Here is a 3,889-nt window from a genome sequence, read left to right as displayed (position 1 = left end):
TTCATCACCCAGCGCATCGATTACCTGTTGCGGGATTTCCGGCACGGATTCACCGGCTTCCAGCTGCTCCAGATAGTTAAAAATGGCCTGTTTGATCAGCCAGTGTGATGTGCGGTCAAGTTTCTGTGCTGCCAGTTTAATGCGATCGCGGGTGGCTTCATCCAGCTTCACCCCCATGGTAGTGGTTCCCATGATGTCCTCGTCCTCGAAAATAGTGATTCATCGCTTGCGTGGCAGCAATATCACCTATGTTGCAACTTTGTGCAACCGGTGTTGCGGGGCGGTCGCCATGAATGGCGACCCTACGAGCCAGACGATTTATGTAGGGTCGTCATTCATGGCGACCTGGGTTGGTAGAAAGGTGCAACCTTAATGTGATCGAGTGCAACCTCTGGGCAGAAAAAAAGCAGCATTAGTGTCACCATTGTGACAGCTGTGTTAAATGCATTGTGCGCGCCGCACCTTTGCGGCAGGATACCGCGCCTTAAGAGAAATCGCTTTCTCTGGATGCGGTCAAATCATGCCGTTGCCCCGTTCCGGCAGCGATGATTGAAAGATTTCTCTTAGTGGATCAAATAATAAGTGGAGAGTCAGATGAGTATAAGTACACCGATGTTGGTGACCTTTATCGTTTATATCCTTGGGATGGTGTTAATCGGTTTCATTGCTTACCGTTCAACCAAAAGTTTTGACGACTATATTCTCGGCGGACGCAGTTTAGGTAGCGTGGTCACCGCGCTGTCGGCCGGTGCTTCCGATATGAGCGGCTGGTTATTGATGGGCCTGCCGGGCGCCATTTTTCTATCTGGTATTTCAGAAAGCTGGATCGCCATCGGCCTGATTATTGGCGCATGGCTGAACTGGCGCATCGTTGCCGGTCGTCTGCGTGTGCAGACCGAACATCATGATAATGCGTTAACCCTGCCAGACTTTTTCTCCAGCCGTTTCGAGGACAACAGCAAACTGCTGCGCGTTATCTCGGCGGTGGTGATTCTGATCTTCTTCACTATCTATTGTGCTTCTGGCGTGGTGGCCGGTGCGCGTCTGTTTGAAAGCACCTTTGGTATGGATTACCAGACGGCGCTGTGGGCCGGTGCCGCAGCCACTATTCTGTATACGCTAGTAGGCGGTTTCCTCGCGGTGAGCTGGACCGATACCGTGCAAGCCAGCCTGATGATTTTCGCGCTGATTCTGACGCCGGTAATTGTGATCGTCGCGGTAGGCGGCCTGGATGAATCGATGGCGGTGATTAAGGCGAAAAGCCTTGAGAATCTCGACATGCTGAAAGGGCTGAACTTTGTTGCGGTGATTTCGCTGCTCGGTTGGGGCCTCGGCTACTTTGGCCAGCCGCATATTCTGGCGCGCTTTATGGCGGCGGATTCACATCACACCATTCGCACTGCGCGTCGCATCGGCATGATTTGGATGATCCTGTGCCTGGCGGGTGCGGTTGCCGTCGGCTTCTTTGGTATCGCTTACTTCCAGAACCATCCAGAACACGCGGCTAACGTGAGCCAGAACGGCGAGCGCGTGTTTATTGAGCTGGCGCGTATTCTGTTTAACCCGTGGATTGCCGGGATCTTACTCTCTGCGATTCTGGCGGCGGTGATGTCTACGCTGAGCTGTCAGCTGCTGGTGTGCTCCAGCGCCCTGACCGAAGACTTGTATAAAGGCTTCCTGCGCAAAAATGCCAGCCAGAAAGAGCTGGTGTGGGTAGGGCGCTTGATGGTGCTGGTGATTGCGCTGATCGCTATCGCGCTGGCGGCGAATCCGGAAAACCGCGTACTTGGCTTAGTCAGCTATGCGTGGGCGGGCTTCGGTGCCGCGTTTGGTCCGGTGGTGCTGTTTGGCGTGTGCTGGAAGCGTATGACGCGCAACGGCGCGCTGGCCGGTATGGTGGTGGGTGCGCTGACCGTGTTGCTGTGGAAATCTTACGGTTACACCGATTTGTACGAAATCATTCCTGGCTTCGCCTTCGCCAGCATCGCGATTGTGGTGTTCAGCCTGTTGGGTCGTGGCCCATCTGAAGCCGCGCAGCAGCGTTTTGCCGCAGCTGAAGCCGAATACCAAAGCAAGTAACTCCGTAGGGTCGCCATTCATGGCGACCTCATTCCCCATCCGTAGGGTCGCCATTTATGGCGACTATCTCCCGTTTTCCCGCTCTCCAACCCGCAAAATCAAAATTAATTTCCCGCTGTGACTTGTATTTCTTCTTGCGATAATGATAATCGATATCGTTCGCACTTTACGTTTTTTTACCCAAGCTTTACTCTTCTTAAAATTCAAGAGGTTGGTGATGTTCGTTCCCTTTCTCATCATGCTGCGCGAAGGTCTGGAAGCAGCGCTCATCGTCAGCCTGATTGCTAGCTATCTCAAACGCACCCAGCGCACCCAATGGTTTCCCGCGATGTGGGCTGGCGTATTTATTGCTGCCGCACTCTGCTTAGCGTTGGGCATCTTCATCAATGAAACCACCGGTGAGTTCCCGCAAAAACAGCAGGAGCTGTTTGAAGGCATCGTCGCGGTGATTGCCGTGGTGATCCTGACCTCGATGGTGTTCTGGATGCGCAAAGTCTCGCGCAATATCAAAGCCACGCTGGAAAAATCGGTCGATCAGGCGCTGCAGAAGCAGGGCGGCAGCGGCTTTCCGCTGGTGCTGATGGTGTTTCTGGCGGTGGCGCGTGAAGGGCTGGAATCGGTGTTCTTCCTGCTGGCCGCTTTCACTCAGGATGTCGGGTATGCTCCGCCGCTCGGCGCGGTGCTCGGCCTGGCTACTGCCGTGGCGCTGGGCTTTTTGCTCTATTACGGCGGTATTCGCCTCAATCTGGCGCACTTTTTCCGCTGGACCAGCCTGTTCATTCTGTTTGTTGCCGCCGGATTGGCCGCCGGTGCCATACGCGCCTTCCATGAAGCTGGATTGTGGAATCACTTCCAGGATGTGGCGTTCGATATGAGCAACACGCTCTCAACGCACTCGGTATTCGGCACGCTGCTGGAAGGGATTTTGGGCTATCAGGAAGCGCCAAGCGTCAGCGAAGTGGCGATGTGGCTCATCTACATTATTCCAGCGCTACTGCTGTTCTTCTTCCCGGCGCGACCTTCGATCAACGCGGCACGCACCACTCGCTGAAATTAAATCAGGCGCGATTGCGCGCCTGTTCTTCCATGTAACAGGGATATCACTATGACGATTCGCTTCCGCCGTAAGGCGCTGTTGGTTGCTATGCTGGCGCTTTCCGGTGCCGCTTCTGCTGCTGCCGTCCCGCAAGTCACGGTTACCGTGACCGACAAACAATGTGAGCCGATGTCGCTCAACGTGCAGGCCGGTAAAACCCAGTTCATCATCAAAAACAACAGCCAGAAAGCGCTGGAGTGGGAGATTTTGAAAGGGGTGATGGTGGTGGAAGAGCGTGAAAACATCGCGCCAGGCTTCAGCCAGAAACTGACCGCCAATCTGGAAGCGGGCGAATATGACATGACCTGCGGCCTGCTGAGCAATCCGAAAGGCAAGCTGGTCGTCAGCGGTGATGCGAAGAAAGCGACATCCGGCAAACCGGATGTGCTGGAGCTGGTTGGCCCTATCGCCGACTACAAAGTCTACGTGATGAACGAAGTGAAAGAGCTGGTGGCGGGCACCAAGGCGTTTACCGATGCGGTGAAAGCCGGTGATGTCGAGAAAGCGAAAGCCTTGTATGCGCCAACGCGCGTGCATTACGAGCGTATCGAACCGATCGCGGAGTTGTTCTCTGACCTCGATGGCAGCATTGATGCCCGTGAAGATGACTTCGAGAAGAAAAACGAAGATCCGAAATTAACAGGTTTCCACCGCCTGGACAAAATCCTGTTCGCCGATAACACCACCAAAGGTGCCGAAGAGTTTGCCACTAAG

General features: G+C 54.5%; 4 protein-coding genes. 3 read left to right on the top strand and 1 reads right to left on the bottom strand.

What is annotated here, in order from left to right; translation table 11 throughout:
- Positions 1 to 192, bottom strand: a 192-nt coding sequence (locus tag RTY00_RS21435) for a ribbon-helix-helix protein, CopG family (protein WP_312666096.1), incomplete at its 3' end; no start/stop codon positions are given.
- A gap of 402 nt (positions 193 to 594) precedes the next feature.
- On the opposite strand from RTY00_RS21435, the gene putP reads away from it, so the two are divergent.
- From putP to efeO, 3 genes are all read left to right on the top strand, one after another.
- Positions 595 to 2,079, top strand: coding sequence for a sodium/proline symporter PutP (putP, locus tag RTY00_RS21430; protein WP_179450330.1), 1,485 nt, complete (start codon positions 595 to 597; stop codon positions 2,077 to 2,079).
- Between the two features lie 217 nt (positions 2,080 to 2,296).
- On the top strand, positions 2,297 to 3,130 hold the full coding sequence (efeU, locus tag RTY00_RS21425) for an iron uptake transporter permease EfeU (RefSeq protein WP_312666092.1): 834 nt from the start codon (positions 2,297 to 2,299) through the stop codon (positions 3,128 to 3,130).
- A gap of 54 nt (positions 3,131 to 3,184) precedes the next feature.
- Positions 3,185 to 3,889, top strand: a 705-nt coding sequence (efeO, locus tag RTY00_RS21420; RefSeq protein WP_312666090.1) for an iron uptake system protein EfeO, incomplete at its 3' end; no start/stop codon positions are given.

The sequence above is a fragment of the Pantoea sp. CTOTU49201 genome (assembly GCF_032054795.1).
In the GTDB taxonomy this organism is placed as follows: domain Bacteria; phylum Pseudomonadota; class Gammaproteobacteria; order Enterobacterales; family Enterobacteriaceae; genus Pantoea; species Pantoea symbiotica.
This window is presented reverse-complemented; position numbering and strand designations above follow the sequence as displayed.

What these genes read in the sequence shown, in the direction of transcription:
- putP (WP_179450330.1), top strand. Translation starts at nt 595, where the DNA reads ATGAGTATAAGTACACCGATGTTGGTGACCTTTATCGTTTATATCCTT.
- efeU (WP_312666092.1), top strand. Translation starts at nt 2,297, where the DNA reads ATGTTCGTTCCCTTTCTCATCATGCTGCGCGAAGGTCTGGAAGCAGCG.